This window comes from Leeia speluncae, assembly GCF_020564625.1.
GTDB classification, from domain to species: domain Bacteria; phylum Pseudomonadota; class Gammaproteobacteria; order Burkholderiales; family Leeiaceae; genus Leeia; species Leeia speluncae.
Genome location: NZ_JAJBZT010000012.1, coordinates 100639 through 114110, shown reverse-complemented (window position 1 = coordinate 114110; position 13472 = coordinate 100639). Strand labels below are relative to the sequence as shown.

The 13472-nt window shown below is 45.7% G+C and carries 12 protein-coding genes and 2 pseudogenes; 3 read left to right on the top strand and 11 right to left on the bottom strand.

Going from position 1 to position 13472, the window contains the following annotated elements; genetic code table 11:
- The 4 genes and pseudogenes from LIN78_RS16590 to LIN78_RS16575 all read right to left on the bottom strand — a co-directional run.
- Nucleotides 1–110, bottom strand: a pseudogene (locus LIN78_RS16590) (IS5/IS1182 family transposase); the annotation flags it as partial.
- 165 nt (nucleotides 111–275) lie between these two features.
- Nucleotides 276–506, bottom strand: a pseudogene (locus tag LIN78_RS16585) (ATP-binding protein); the annotation flags it as partial.
- Between the two features lie 37 nt (nucleotides 507–543).
- Entirely contained in the window at nucleotides 544–1527 is a 984-nt protein-coding gene (locus LIN78_RS16580) for a Mu transposase domain-containing protein (RefSeq protein WP_227181995.1), read from the bottom strand.
- A 3-nt stretch (nucleotides 1528–1530) separates the two neighbouring features.
- On the bottom strand, nucleotides 1531–2043 hold the full coding sequence (locus tag LIN78_RS16575; protein WP_227181994.1) for a hypothetical protein: 513 nt from the start codon (nucleotides 2041–2043) through the stop codon (nucleotides 1531–1533).
- A gap of 490 nt (nucleotides 2044–2533) precedes the next feature.
- Here LIN78_RS16575 and LIN78_RS16570 point away from each other — a divergent pair, with 490 nt between their 5' ends.
- Nucleotides 2534–2839: a helix-turn-helix transcriptional regulator gene (locus tag LIN78_RS16570; RefSeq protein WP_227181993.1), complete on the top strand. Its 306-nt coding sequence runs from the start codon at nucleotides 2534–2536 to the stop codon at nucleotides 2837–2839.
- Nucleotides 2829–4148, top strand: coding sequence for a HipA domain-containing protein (locus tag LIN78_RS16565; RefSeq protein ID WP_227181992.1), 1320 nt, complete (start codon nucleotides 2829–2831; stop codon nucleotides 4146–4148). The genes LIN78_RS16570 and LIN78_RS16565 overlap by 11 nt, the downstream gene beginning before the upstream one ends.
- A 161-nt stretch (nucleotides 4149–4309) precedes the next feature.
- On the opposite strand, the gene LIN78_RS16560 is transcribed toward LIN78_RS16565, so the two are convergent.
- The 7 genes from LIN78_RS16560 to LIN78_RS16530 all read right to left on the bottom strand — a co-directional run bounded on the left by LIN78_RS16560 (nucleotide 4310) and on the right by LIN78_RS16530 (nucleotide 11865).
- On the bottom strand, nucleotides 4310–5050 hold the full coding sequence (locus LIN78_RS16560; RefSeq protein ID WP_227181991.1) for a hypothetical protein: 741 nt from the start codon (nucleotides 5048–5050) through the stop codon (nucleotides 4310–4312).
- Nucleotides 5037–6179, bottom strand: coding sequence for a branched-chain amino acid ABC transporter substrate-binding protein (locus LIN78_RS16555; RefSeq protein ID WP_227181990.1), 1143 nt, complete (start codon nucleotides 6177–6179; stop codon nucleotides 5037–5039). The genes LIN78_RS16560 and LIN78_RS16555 overlap by 14 nt, the downstream gene beginning before the upstream one ends.
- Nucleotides 6180–6245: 66 nt before the next feature.
- The gene (locus tag LIN78_RS16550; RefSeq protein ID WP_227181989.1) at nucleotides 6246–7109 is read right to left on the bottom strand and encodes a fumarylacetoacetate hydrolase family protein; all 864 of its coding nucleotides are present in this window, start codon (nucleotides 7107–7109) and stop codon (nucleotides 6246–6248) included.
- Between the two features lie 13 nt (nucleotides 7110–7122).
- Nucleotides 7123–7878, bottom strand: coding sequence for an SDR family oxidoreductase (locus LIN78_RS16545; protein ID WP_227181988.1), 756 nt, complete (start codon nucleotides 7876–7878; stop codon nucleotides 7123–7125).
- A 633-nt stretch (nucleotides 7879–8511) separates the two neighbouring features.
- The gene (locus LIN78_RS16540) at nucleotides 8512–9945 is read right to left on the bottom strand and encodes an aldehyde dehydrogenase family protein (RefSeq protein WP_227181987.1); all 1434 of its coding nucleotides are present in this window, start codon (nucleotides 9943–9945) and stop codon (nucleotides 8512–8514) included.
- Nucleotides 9942–11087, bottom strand: a complete 1146-nt coding sequence (locus tag LIN78_RS16535) for a fumarylacetoacetate hydrolase family protein (protein ID WP_227181986.1) — start codon at nucleotides 11085–11087, stop codon at nucleotides 9942–9944. The genes LIN78_RS16540 and LIN78_RS16535 overlap by 4 nt, the downstream gene beginning before the upstream one ends.
- 301 nt (nucleotides 11088–11388) lie before the next feature.
- Nucleotides 11389–11865 carry an Lrp/AsnC family transcriptional regulator gene (locus LIN78_RS16530; RefSeq protein ID WP_227181985.1) on the bottom strand — a complete coding sequence of 159 codons (477 nt, stop codon included), beginning with the start codon at nucleotides 11863–11865 and terminating at the stop codon, nucleotides 11389–11391.
- Nucleotides 11866–12266: 401 nt separating this feature from the next.
- Between LIN78_RS16530 and LIN78_RS16525 the strand changes: the two genes are divergently transcribed.
- Nucleotides 12267–13472, top strand: coding sequence for a pyridoxal phosphate-dependent aminotransferase (locus LIN78_RS16525; RefSeq protein ID WP_227181984.1), 1206 nt, complete (start codon nucleotides 12267–12269; stop codon nucleotides 13470–13472).

Here is a 13472-nt window from a genome sequence, read left to right as displayed (position 1 = left end):
CTACGATTGTCAGTGACTTCCATCGCACGTATTTCCAGGGTTTCTGCATCTATGCCTAAATGGAGCTTGCGCCACTGACGGCGGTAATCCGCACCATGCTTTTTTACCTGCCTTGCCCATCTGTTTTTCCTTCTCCAGCTGATTGACCAGATCCATTGCGTTGAAGAAGCGTATCCGTTTACCTCGGTGAATCGCAGCAATACCCAGTGCCGTGGCAAGTGCGTTTTGCCGGTACCAGTTCCCCCTACCAAGATCAGGTTGTGTGCCGTTTCCATAAAGCTCGAACTGGCCAGTTGCTCAATCTGGCTTTGCGGCAATGAGCTTTCTGTCCAGTCAAATGCGGCCAGATCCCGATGGATCGGAAATTTCGCTGCCTTCAGCTGGTAACGCAGACTCCGCGTTTGCCGGTCTTGCTGTTCGGCCTCAATCAGCCGTGCCAACCAAGCCTCCGGAGCCGGGGGCTGTCGTGGCTTCTCGGCATATAACTCACTCCACGCGGCCGCCATGCCATACAGTTGCAACGATTTTAGCTGGGTAAAATGGTCAATACAGGACATGAGCACCTCCGCGCAGTACGTCATAACGGGCGCAATCGGCCAGTGGCTCGCTGCGCAGTCGCAACTGCTCGGGCAAGCTGATGACCTCTGGCTGCGGAGGCGTCAGTAAACGGCGTAGTTCATTCATAACGATAGCGCCGGTCACTATGCCGGCTTCCAGACTGAGTTCGCACGCAACTTGCAGTGGCTCCATACCTGCCTCCCGTGCTAGTTGAAGCAGTTCGAAAAAGGCACGATCGCCTTTGGGCTGCTTGAGCAAGCGGTCTCTGACATGACGAATCGGGATGGGTAAATCCCATTCTATAAACGGCACGCCATGGCGCAACGCGCCTGGCTTCTTGGCCAGAACCGGCAGATAGTGCCAGGGGGCGCATATCAGATGGTTCCTGCCAAATTGCCGAGGATGTTCGGCGATGATCTGCATGTCGTGCACAATCCTCAGTCGGTACGCCGCCAAGCGCACAGATACGGCTTTCCCCGCAAACTCGGCGGGTACGCTGTAGCGGTTGTAATCAACGCGAACCAGACAGGTACTGGACACCCGTAGCATCTCCTCAAGATAGCCATCAAAGGGTGCAACAACAGCGCGTAATGCGCTTCGCTCTTCCGCAAAGACTTCAGCAATCGGCCGCTCTTCCGTAGGGTGGCGCCGACTCGCTAGCTCCCGGCAACGCAGTGCCAGCCAATCATTGAGATCGGTCAGGCAGGCAAAGCGAGGTCTGGGCGTAAAGAGCCATTCCCGGATGTTGCCCACCTGATTCTCTACTTGCCCCTTCTCCCATCCTGATGCTGGCGTACAGGCCACTGGCTCGAACAAATAATGGTTGGCTAGCGCCATAAAACGGGGATTGAACTGGCGCTCCTTGCCAATCAAGATGGTTTGCACAACGGCCTTGAGGTTGTCGTAGACCATCTGTTTCGGTACGCCGCCAAAGAAGGCAAATGCCCGGTTATGCGCATCAAACAGCATCTCCTAGGTTTCGCGCGGATAGGCCACCACAAACATCTGTCGGCTATAAACCAGTCGGAAGTGCGCTACCTTGACTTTCTGTAAGGTGCCATTGATGTCGACCTGCTCCTGACTCCAGTCAAACTGGCAGACCTCGCCCGGTGCAAAGCGAAGCGGAACAAAGGCCTGCGTCACTGACGGACGTGTATTGTTTCCTTTCCAGCGTTTCACAAAACGACGTACACAGTCATAACTGCCCAAATATCCTTCGATCTGCAAGCCCTCGAATAATCGTTGTGCCGTTCGACGCTGAGATTTGGGCAAGGTCTGTTCGACCGAGAGCCAAGTGGTGAGTAGCTTCTGGAATGGAGCGGTCAGTTTGGGAGATGGCTGATACTGCCGGTGATAGGAAGGTGCTGCAGTGGTGCGCAGATGCTTACGCACGGTGGGACGGGAAAGCTTCAGGCTAGTGGCAATGGAAGAATTGCTCTCGCCGCTAATGAGATGGCGACGCCGGATTTCGGCGATAAGGTCCATGGTTAACACCCCAGGTTTCTCCGGCAAAAAGCCGGATGGTTGCACAGCCCGGGGTGGAAACTATTGGATGCCGATTACCCCGGGAACCTGGAAAGTTTTGCATGCCGATTTACAAACACCATTTCGGCGTGCTGGAATCCCGCCTGTAAAGATCGATAAACCGCTTCCTAGGCTTGAAGCTTTTTTTAAAAAGGTAGGCGGGATTTGAAGGATCAGACTTTGTAACCGGCGAGTCACTCAATTTCAGGGGTAACACTGCTCGGACATTATAGATCACTATTTAGATGATGTTATGTCAACTATTGTCAGGGCAGGTCACCTGCTCATTGTCGTATTTTGCGGCAATTGACGACGTTAAATCCTAATATTTCATTCTTTTTTATAAGGCAGCAACATATCCAACCTAAAAGTGTACTATTATGTACCTTTACTTGACGGCATAGATCTTTCAATCTATATTCCTAAGATAATAGACTTATAGGTGGTTTCGATGAAACGCGTCGTCAAGATACCCTTTCCCTCAGATCTAGAGATACTGACGCCATCCCATCTTGGGCAGGCGATTAAGGCCGCACGTACGCAATCCGGTCTGACGCAGGAGCAAGCGGCTTTGTTCTGCGGCATGTCGAAGCAAACTTATATGGGTATTGAGCAAGGCAAAGATGGAACCGCCATCGGCAGCATCCTGGAAGTGGCTAAACATATGGGGGTCGCCCTCTTTGTTGTCCCCAACCACCAACGCGACAAACTCAAACAGCAACTCAGCACACTGATGGTGACCTCGGATGAAACTTGAAGTCTTTATCGGTACTCATGAGGTAGGTCACCTGCACTATGATGATGCAACCCATCTATATTCATTCAGGTATTCGCCAGATTGGATCAACACACCAGGCCGCTCTCCACTATCGCCCCATCTAGGGTTCGAACAAGTGCAGCCCTCGCTTCTGCACAGCGCAACCGTCAAGGCCTTCTTCGACAATCTGCTACCAGAGGGGAGGGCACTCGACGAAGCTGCTGCCGTATGCAACGTTTCAAAATCCAGTCTGCTGGGTTTGCTGGCCGGTATGGGCATGGAGACTGCCGGCGCACTGCGCATCGGTATTGATCTGCTTACACCTCAGGCTGAACAAAACATTATGCGGCAGCTGCCGCACGAAGAGCTCTCACAACGCATCCGAGACAGAGCTAGCATACCGTTCTCGGTGTGGGATCAGCGCGTACGGTTATCCATTGCCGGCTACCAGGACAAAATCGCCGTTTTTGACAGCGATGACGGAATGTGGTCTCTCGTAGATGGGCCCAAACTCGCATCGACCCACATCATCAAGCCGGAACCTATGCACGAAGCAATGGCCGGACTCACCTCGAATGAGTTCTTTTGCATGAAGTTGGCCGCCAGCGTAGGGCTGCCGGTCGCAGAAGTATCCTTGCACCATGTGCCAGAACCAGTATTGGCCATTCGACGCTTTGACCGCCTGCGCCTGAAAGATGAAGTGCGCCGTCTACCAGTCATTGACGGCTGCCAGCTACTCAACCTGCCGCCGGCGTTCAAATACGAACGTCCGTACGGCGACAGCCGTGACGTGGCCAACATTCGCGATGGTAGTACCTTCGCTGGATTGTTCGCAGCACTTAGTGCTGCCAAGTTTCCTGCCGCCGAAAAAGCCGCATTACTGCGCTGGGCAATCTTCCAGATCATCATCGGGAATACCGACGCACACGCCAAGAACCTCACCTTCTTCACAGGGGAGCGCTGGCTAATGCTGGCGCCAGCCTACGATCTTGTTAGCACCGTGATCTACCCGAAACTGGAGCACTCATACGCCATGGCAATTGGCGATGCATTTAATGCCGAAAATCTTGATGCCGCGGAATGGGCCGAGTTCTGCGCTGCGACTGAGTTGGCCCCGGCATTCGTGACCAAGGAAATCCGAGCACTGGCAGAACGCGCTAAACACTCCGCCGACAAAACAGCACGTGAAGTGATCAACGCTGGCGCGGATCCGGCGGTAGTAGAAGCCATTGTCGGTCAAACACTGAAAGAAAGCAGCCGCCTTTTAGAGATGTCGAAGAACATCTCATACATGTTCAAGCATCGATAAGGCGAGAGAACTCTCCCGAGGCTACCTCACTCCCGCTCCGTCGCGAAAAGCTCGACATAGCGCGTATTTATTCTATACGTAATAAACATTTGAACAAAAAAAACCACCACTATCTAGTGGTGGCAAACCTCATTGGCCAACAGGAGGGGAACCATCAAAAATCATAGCGTATAGGTTTTAACACTATGAATTAGCATCAGAAATGAAAAATTAAACACAATAGAAGAACAAATAGAATTCAATACACCTTTATTAAACAGCACAACAGATGCAAAAGCAAAAACGAGCCAATCCATTGGCAATGGGTCTAAGTCAAATGTAGCATTTGAAATTTTTATCAAAACAACAACAACAGAGATCATCATAAACGCCAAGGACTTTGAGGCAAAACTATGGGCTATTGTTTTTTGAGCATCCAAAGAAACTGGCAAAACCAACTCGCACCATGCATACTTATAACCGAAGTATAAAAAGCCAAACAACAGAATCACCGCAAATAATGACAAAGCAGTTGCCATTACATATAAATTACCGTCGAATCTTGCAAAACCATACATTCCATCAAAAAAGTTTACGATGCTCGCAGACAAGAGAATATATGAAATAAATTCAAATCTACCAACCCCCATCCAAACTGCCAACCTAGAAATCAATAAAAAACAAGCAATCAAAATCGACAAGTTAAGTAGAATATTAACTACAATTAATTTATTACTAATCAAAACCAACAAAAGCACTACAACAATAAAGAACGAATTTACAAACAAAGAAATCCGTTGCGTTCGACTAAGGTCATTCACCAAGTTATCAAATGTCAATTTAACACCATGATAGAGTAAAATGAAAAAAGCAAAAGAGAGCAACGCCCTCTTTTGCAATAAAATCAAATTATGACTTGGCAAAAACTACAGTCCACTTACCATTTTTTACCTGATAAATTGTAACAAACCCACGCTTAGGATCACCAATTGAGTCAAATTGAATATTTCCTGTCACTCCATTCAGATTAGTTTTTCCAATGAACGGCAAAAACTTCTTATTATCGGTCGAGTTTGCTCTTTTCATTGCATCGGCAATTACATGTACTGCATCGTAAGAGTATGGAGAAAATACTAAGATTTCTGTCTTAAATCGATTTTTGAATTTCGATTCAAACTTAGAAAACCCAGGCATTTTTTCTCTTGGCGACCCAGTTACAGAGGCATAAACGCCCTCGGCAGCGTCACCTGCCAGATTGATTAGTTCAGGAGTTTGCATTCCATCACCACCAATTAGTTTGGCATTAATGCCAAGTAACTTCATTTGCTTGGCAATAGGACCAGCTTGAGCATCCTGTCCACCAAAGAAGATCAAATCAGGTTTGTTTGCCTTTATAGAGGTTAGAATAGCGGTAAAATCAGTCGCCGCATTTGTAGTATATTCTCGTCTGACAATATTACCGTTCGAAGACTTAACTGACTTTTCAAATTCATCAGCCAAACCTTGCCCATATGCGGTTCTATCATCAATGATAGCAACACGTTTAACCTTCAAATTCTCAACTACATATTTCCCTAAAACGCTACCAAGTTGCTTATCATTAGCAATCATACGAAATGTAGTTTTAAAACCTTGCTGTGTATAGGCAGGATTTGTTGCAGATGGAGAGATTTGAGGAATACCAGCATCGGAATATAGTCGTGATGCAGGAATGGAGGTTCCTGACCCAGTATGCCCAATAACAGCAGCCACCTTTGCATCAACTAGACGCTGGGCAACTTGCGTTGCAATCTTTGGATCAGCCTGATCATCTTCGGATATAAGTTCAAACTTAACTTTCTTTCCGGCAATAACCAAACCACTTGCATTTAAATCTTCAACAGCCAGTTTGGCACCTGACTCGATATCTTTACCAGTGTGCGCAATAGAACCAGACAATGGTGAAGCTTGGCCAAGCTTCACGATCACCTCACCTGCAGATGCAGCAAACAGCTGTGGAGTCAAAATAGAAAGAACAGCAGATGCTGAGAAATATTTGATTGATTTGCGCATAGTAATACACTCTCCTCTGAAAAAACCATAAAAAATTGTAGTAAATGAACAGCTTTAAATTACCGTTTAAATATCAATTAATTTTTCATCCCATTCATAAACTACCTGACGCTGCTCTCCAAGTCTTTCAATACCTAAGGTTATGACATCACCTGGTTTAAGAAATCTAGGAAAAGGTTTCTTACCCATTCCAACACCAGGGGGTGTACCAGTAGTTATTAGATCACCAGGCTCTAAGGTCATAAATTTACTTAAGTAACTTATTAAATGAGCTACACTGAAGATCATAGTTTTTGTATTACCGACCTGCTCTCTATTACCATTAATATCTAGCCACATATGCAGATTTTGGGGGTCTGTAATCTCATCTTTTGTTACAAGCCAAGGGCCAATAGGTCCGAAGGTATCGCACCCCTTGCCTTTATCCCAAGTACCCCCACGCTCAAGTTGGTACTCCCGCTCTGAAAGATCATTAACGATGCAATAGCCAGCCACATATGAAAGTGCATCTTGCTCGGTGACATATCTAGCTCTTTTTCCAATTACAACACCAAGCTCGACCTCCCAATCTGACTTGGTAGAACCTTTAGGTAATACAACAGGATCATTACAGCCACTCATACAGCTGAGCATTTTGCTAAATACTATTGGCTCAGGCGGAATTGGCATATTTGCTTCCGCAGCATGGTCTGCATAATTTAGACCAATCGCAATAAATTTCCCTGCACCAACCCAAGGAACCCCTATCCGATCCAAATCCACAACTGGAAGTTCTAGGGGGTCAACCTCTAATAGTTTATCCAATTCGCCATTTACAAATAATTCACTAGTAATATCGTCAACAATCCCACTTAAATCCCTTACAGTTCCATCGGTATGCACAAAAGCAGGTTTTTCAGACCCCTTCACGCCATGTCTAATAAGTTTCATCTAAGCTTCCTTGTTAATTAGACCAGCCACCATCAATAATTTGTACAGTACCGGTTGTAAATGACGATTCATCACTAGCTAAATAAACACTTAATGCAGCAACCTCTTGTGGTGTTCCAAGCCTTTTCATTGGCTGCCTATCCATAAATGATTTCTGTACATCCAATTCACTAACACCTAGTAATGTGGCTTGATCTTTTATTCGTTCATCTAGCGAGGGTGTTGCAATAGTCCCAGGACAAATTGCATTACACCGTATTCCTTTGCTGACAAAATCCGCCGCAACAGCTTTTGTTAGACCAACGACAGCAGCTTTTGTACATGTATAAACAAACCTATTTGGAGCACTTTTTACACTACTAACAATTGAGGCAACATTTATTATTGAACCACAGCCTTTTTCCAACATTCCGGGCAATACTGACTTTAATAGGCGATATTGACTTTTCACATTAATATTAAACGCAACATCCAATTCATTCTCAGTTGAGTCCAATATGTTGCCAACATGCACCATCCCAGCGCAGTTAAACAATATGTCAAAAAACTCAAACTCAGTGACTACGTTTGAAATATCTGAATGATTTGTAACATCCAACTGTTTGATATGTAGATTCCGATTACTCTCAAGTGATTGAAGCGACTGAATATCTAAATCAGTTGCAACTACAATCGCGCCTTCATCAAGAAAAGCTTCTACTACAGCACGTCCAATACCCTGTCCTGCAGCAGTAACAAGGGCCCGTTTCCCAGATAATCGTTTCTTCATGAAACCCTCTTCAATTCGTTACTTAATATTGAACATATCGGCGTATTTCTTAATATGAAATCACTATACCCACATAGTGAACATTCCCACTCACAGTCTTAAAGCTCGCTTCTAATCCTATAATTCATCTGCAATGCATTTAAAAACTTCAATCATTATTCGATACTTTCGGTAATATTTTTTACCATTATCAGCTCAAAAAATATTAAATTTTGGAATGTTTTTCGAAATAACATAAATTTTTAGATAAATTTTGCACAAAAATAACCCCTTGCCACCCCATCACTTCAAGAGCATTTTTTCATTGATAACTAGGGATAAATTATCTAAATGCGAAGTACTATTCTGGTTCATTCGCTTTGCATTATTTTGCTAAGAATCCATTAATTACATATTGGATATGCATTACTGAGGAGACCAGTTTTTATATCTACACACTGATCAAAAAACAGAAAAACTTGGGAAGGAGAATATGGACAGGGAAGATATGAACGACAGGGAGGTTAGTGTGAGGTTTATTGCCACTAGCTAGATAGAACTAGATGAAGTACCCATCCTCCTTCACCCCTCCACACTGAGGCAGAGGGGATAGTCAGGATGCCGAGACATCATCCGAAAGAATGAGAGCTTATGTTAAGAAAGAGTATATGACGTTTTAACAGTAGTGAAGAATTCAACAGCATAGCTACCTTGCTCACGTGATCCGTAAGAAGATCCTTTACGCCCACCAAATGGCACATGGAAATCCACGCCTGCCGTTGGTAGGTTGACCATCACCATGCCAGCTTCGGCATTACGCTTAAAGTGGGTAGCGTATTTGAGGCTAGTGGTGGCAATGCCTGAAGACAAGCCGAATGGCGTATCGTTGGCTACCTGCAGCGCTTCCTCGTAGTCTTTTACCCGGATGATCGATGCAACTGGACCAAAGATTTCTTCTCGAGAAATACGCATCTGGTTGGTTGCTTCGGTAAATAGTGCCGGCTGTAGATAGAAGCCTGGATTCTCACGGCTTAGTACTCGCCCACCAAAGGCTAGCTTGGCTCCCTCCGACTGTCCTAAAGCGATGTAATCCAGATCCTGTTTGAGTTGGCTAGCATCGACCACGGGACCAATATGAGTACCCGCTTTTAGCGCATCATCAATCACCAAATCATTGAGACGAGTTACTACGGCTTCGACAAAACGATCATGAATACCTTCGGTTACAATCATACGTGACGAAGCTGTACAGCGCTGTCCTGTAGAGAAAAAGGCGGAGTTCACAGCAGCTTCTACCGCAACGTCTAGCTCGGCATCATCTAGTACCACAAATGGGTTTTTCCCCCCCATTTCCAGTTGATATTTGCGATTGTGCTCGATGGAACTCATCGCAACGCGCTTGCCTGTATTGGTAGAACCTGTAAAGGTAATGGCATTAATATCCGGGCTATCTAGCATCGTCTGACCGACCACTGAGCCTTTACCCATCACCAAGTTCAGCACGCCGTGTGGCAAGCCCGCACGCACAAGAATATCCACAATTGCCCACGAACACCCAGGCACCAAATCCGCAGGCTTAAATACCACGGTATTGCCATATGCTAACGCAGGAGCGATCTTCCATGCAGGAATGGCAATAGGGAAATTCCATGGGGTAATAATCCCAACTACACCCACTGCCTCGCGAGTCATATCCACGCCAATATTTGGGCGAACTGAGGGAACACTTTCGCCTTTCAAGCGCAAACATTCCCCTGCAAAGAATTCAAAAATCTGGCTAGCCCGGATGGTTTCGCCAATACCCTCTGCGAGAGTCTTCCCTTCTTCACGCGATAACAAAGCACCCAGTTCCTCACGGCGCGCAAAAATCTCATCAGCAGCTTTTTTTAGAATCGCTTGTCTTGTCAAAATACCGCTACGTGACCAAGCCGGAAAAGCTGCTTTTGCAGCCGCAATGGCTCCTTGGGTATCGACTACAGAAGCAGAAGCGTATAAACCGACCACTTCATTGGTATTGGACGGGTTGATATTTGGATTTCCGTCTGAACCTACCCATTCCCCGGCAATATAGTTTTTATGCAAACTCATGCTAATTCCTCATTCTTCAACAGCCCACGAGCAGCCAGATTTCTCATCAGATGAGAAACCCCAAATATCCAAGGGTCGCATTCAGTTGATAGACGGACAATATTTTGCAAACTGCCCAGTTTCGGACTGGAGATAGTGACCACATCACCCATCTTATGGGTAAAACCTTGACCCACCACATCACGATCTTCTATCGGGGCAAATAAAGTTCCCATAAACAACATTAAACCATCAGGATACTGGTGATGCTTGCCAATCGTTTGAGCCACTAGATCAACTGGATCACGACTGATTTGCGACATTGAACTTTGCCCTTTAAGTACAAAGCCATCCCCACCTTCGACCAGCAAGTCGATCTCTGCATTACGGACATCATCTAGATTGAAGGTGGAGTCAAATAGACGAATGAAAGGACCAATTGCGCAAGAAGCATTGTTATCTTTCGCTTTGCCAAGCAGTAGAGCAGAACGTCCCTCAATATCTCGCAGGTTTACATCATTACCCAAAGCCGCTCCTTTGATCTGACCTTGGCTATTTACGGCCAGTACAACTTCGGGCTCGGGATTATTCCAAGTAGAAATAGGATGAAGCCCAACATTACTGAGATGCCCGACCGCTGACATGGCTTGAGCTTTGGTAAATACCTCGGCATCTGGACCAATACCCACTTCCAGATATTGAGACCAAATACCCTCCTCAATCAGTGCAGCTTTGACACGCATAGCCTCTTCAGAACCAGCTTTGATATTGCGAAGACTATCTCCAATCAAGGTAGCAATCCTGCTACGGATTGATTCAGAAATTGCAGGATCACCACCAGCGCGCTCTTCAATAACACGTTCGACCATTGAACGAGCAAAGGTAACCCCGCAGGCCTTTACAGCTTGCAAATCACACGGGGCGAGTAGCCTGACACCTTCTAGTTTGTTAGTCAGCAGTTCAGAGAGCTTACCAAGACATTTGCCGTTAGCTTGCGCAATCCAAGCAGCAGGATCATCTAATTCCAGCAGGTCTCGTGTTGTTGGAATGGAAGGATGTGTAATATCAAATACCATCCCATCTTTTATGGTGATCAAGATGGGGCCCTTTTCAGTCAGAGACCAAGCACGGCCGACAAATAAACCAGTTGTGTATGTCTGCAAAATATAACCTCCTTCAAAGATTGACTTTTCTCGGGTAGGCATGACTATCAACTCTACCTAGGCAGCTTACCTCCCAACACTAGTCGTATTATCCATCCATGAATCAGGAAAAATTTGCTAAAAAAAAGTATAAAAATTTGAAAATTTAGAAGATTATTTCAATTTCTTAGAGCACACTGCGACTTACTGGGCCACATTCAATCTAGGCCACATATTGTCAAATTTATATTAGAGCAATGCATCCAAACACCATCACATAGATGTTTAGCAGGATTATAAGCAATAGCCTTCCAGATCAAGCTCAACCAATGGGTAAAGCACCACCACTCTTAATCTCATGAAGAGTGAAACTGGTATACACCTCGGATACTCCAGCAACAGATCGTATTTCCCTCACTAACTTGGCAAAGGCTTCATGATCAGCAGCCACAAGTTCAATTTGATAGTCGTAACCACCAGAAAGATTCTGACAGGAAATAGCCCCGGCTAAGGCCACAATTTGGCGCTCAAATGCCGCGGCAGTAGCAGGGGAGTGATCTTTCATACGTAAATTCACGAATCCATGTACTCCTAACCCCAAAAGCTTCCGACTTAGTCGTGCGTGGTAGCCCTCGATAAAACCAGCCTGCTCCAATTGTTGTACACGCCTCCAGCAAGGTGACTGTGACAGAGAAACTTTTTCCGCCAATTCAGCCATGGTCAACCGACCGTTAGCCTGAAGTGTCTCTAATATCTGAAGATCAATCCGATCGAGATCTCCCACGGTTTTGTAGCTCATACACACCTCTAAAAAATTAGAAGAAACATCCAAATATTAACAAAAAAACAAATTAATTTAGCAAAATTTTTCTCAGCACTGGGTGAATAATGTGTACCAGGCTTTACAAACCTGTTGTCAGTATAAGCCCATACCTAAGGCTAGTTTAGTCTTAGGTACCATGATGGTTTATCACCAGCTATCGCATTGACAAATCATCAGCACACCACACAGAGACTGTGGCGTTCATGGTGAATTTACTAACCGTAGCAGTCTTATTCTATCTATATGTCATTTTTTGCAGGGTTGTAATTTTTAAAACGTCTACAGGCGGACAGAGAATGAACAGAGTGATGATCTACACATGTAGTAAATCGCTTGGATAGAAGCTTGACCAATTTAATTATAGTGAGTTAGACAATATGACAATTATCAATCAGCGCGTCCGTTCGATCAGGCAATCGGCTACCGATGTAGTAAGTCAACTAGCAAAGCAACTGGTGGCAGAGGGCCATCCCGTTATTAATTTATCTATTGGAGAACCGGAGCCAGATACTCCCGAGCACGTGAAACAAGCAGCTATTGCAGCGATACAAGCGGGAGAGACTAAGTACACTGCAGTAGCAGGTACAGCTGAGCTTCGCAGAGCAGTTGTTGCGAAGTTCGCTCGTGAGAATGATCTTGAGTTTTCAATTGAACAGGTCACTGTAGGGTGTGGTGGAAAGCCACTCATCTTTTATGCACTTCAAGCAACATTGGAGCAAGATGATGAGGTTATTATTCCCGCACCATATTGGGTGTCTTATCCCGACATGGTCAACCTAGCAGGAGGACGGGCAGTAGTCGTGCCAACGACATCCCACAATGGATACAAACTTTCACCTGAAGCATTAGAAGCCTCAATCACCCCACGTACGCGCTGGTTGATATTGAACTCTCCTAATAACCCTACAGGGGCAACGTACTCCACTCAAGAGCTACGAGCATTAGGTGATGTACTTGAAAGACACCCACATGTTTGGGTGTTATCAGACGAACTGTATGAGCATTTAGCATTCGATGGCAAATGTGCAACCTCTATCGTAACTGTAGTTCCTTCCCTGCGTGAACGGACGCTTATCCTGAATGGAGTTTCTAAAGCATACGCCATGACGGGCTGGCGTGTTGGATATGTAGCAGGCCCTACTGAATTGATTAACGCAATTAATGCACTTCAATCACAGACAATTACACACACATCTTCGATTAGTCAGGCGGCTGCAATTGCCGCACTTAACGGACCAAGAGACTTCGTTGATCAGCATCGTGATTCTCTTCAAAAGAGGCGGGATGCACTCGTAACTGGACTAAAGGAAGTAGAAGGCCTAAGTTTCATCACCCCAGAGGGAGCATTCTATGCATTCGTTGCCATTGATGGTCTTATTGGTAAGACAGCACCCGATGGCACTCAAATTCAATCCGATGCAGACTTTGCAGCTTACTTACTTAAGCAAGTAAACGTTGCTGTAATTCCGGGCGAGGCTTTTGGATGCTCACCATGCTTCAGAATATGCTTTGCAGCGCCTCCAGAGGTAATCAGCGAGGCAACTCAGCGAATTAAAGTGGCTTGCCAACAACTTCAAAGCTAA

What these genes read in the sequence shown, in the direction of transcription:
- LIN78_RS16580 (WP_227181995.1), bottom strand. Translation starts at nt 1,527, where the DNA reads ATGCTGTTTGATGCGCATAACCGGGCATTTGCCTTCTTTGGCGGCGTA.
- LIN78_RS16530 (WP_227181985.1), bottom strand. Translation starts at nt 11,865, where the DNA reads ATGAGCTACAAAACCGTGGGAGATCTCGATCGGATTGATCTTCAGATA.
- LIN78_RS16525 (WP_227181984.1), top strand. Translation starts at nt 12,267, where the DNA reads ATGACAATTATCAATCAGCGCGTCCGTTCGATCAGGCAATCGGCTACC.
- LIN78_RS16575 (WP_227181994.1), bottom strand. Translation starts at nt 2,043, where the DNA reads ATGGACCTTATCGCCGAAATCCGGCGTCGCCATCTCATTAGCGGCGAG.
- LIN78_RS16550 (WP_227181989.1), bottom strand. Translation starts at nt 7,109, where the DNA reads ATGAAACTTATTAGACATGGCGTGAAGGGGTCTGAAAAACCTGCTTTT.
- LIN78_RS16555 (WP_227181990.1), bottom strand. Translation starts at nt 6,179, where the DNA reads ATGCGCAAATCAATCAAATATTTCTCAGCATCTGCTGTTCTTTCTATT.
- LIN78_RS16540 (WP_227181987.1), bottom strand. Translation starts at nt 9,945, where the DNA reads ATGAGTTTGCATAAAAACTATATTGCCGGGGAATGGGTAGGTTCAGAC.
- LIN78_RS16570 (WP_227181993.1), top strand. Translation starts at nt 2,534, where the DNA reads ATGAAACGCGTCGTCAAGATACCCTTTCCCTCAGATCTAGAGATACTG.
- LIN78_RS16545 (WP_227181988.1), bottom strand. Translation starts at nt 7,878, where the DNA reads ATGAAGAAACGATTATCTGGGAAACGGGCCCTTGTTACTGCTGCAGGA.
- LIN78_RS16565 (WP_227181992.1), top strand. Translation starts at nt 2,829, where the DNA reads ATGAAACTTGAAGTCTTTATCGGTACTCATGAGGTAGGTCACCTGCAC.